Annotated in this window: 1 protein-coding gene; it reads right to left on the minus strand. The window is 45.9% G+C overall.

What is annotated here, in order from left to right; translation table 11 throughout:
* Positions 1 to 110: 110 nt before the first annotated feature.
* Positions 111 to 569: nucleotidyltransferase domain-containing protein (locus R7P74_RS28210; RefSeq protein WP_318123984.1), on the minus strand; the 459-nt coding region annotated here is incomplete at its 5' end.

Consider the following 569-nt stretch of genomic DNA (forward strand, 5'->3'; position numbering starts at 1 on the left):
ATCGACTACCAGCACTACATCGACAAGCAGCTAAAGCCTGTTGCAGATGCGATTCTGCCATTTATCGGCACAGACTTTGAAACCCTCTCAGCACCACAGATGGGACTGTTCTAACCAATACGAAACTCAGTCTTTTGGTACTGCTTCACGAGCCAGCCACCGAAAGCATCAATTAGGCCAATGACCGAACGCTTGGGAATTGGCCTTCCAGATAACAATATGCAGAGGCGGTCAATCTCCAGTTTTTTCTCGGGATGATATTGCAAAAACACTTCACCACATTCTATTGGATCATCAAACCAGCGCTTATCGCGATACATCACCAAAGAGTAAGAAGCTCTTAATAACTTTTTAGCGATGACTACCTGCGCACGAACTTGCTCCTCAAGGCTTGTCGCCTGAACAATCTTAGCTCGATACACCGCTAGCCATTCTTCAACATCCATATTCCAGTGCTTAGCAATTTCCCAACTCGGCACATAGTCGCCAAAACAATCAGCCAAGTCATCGCCATGCACACAAACACAGCAGTGCTTGAGCATAAAGCCCCAAGTAAAAATGCTATCAAG

The organism is Vibrio sp. 2033 (assembly GCF_033339735.1).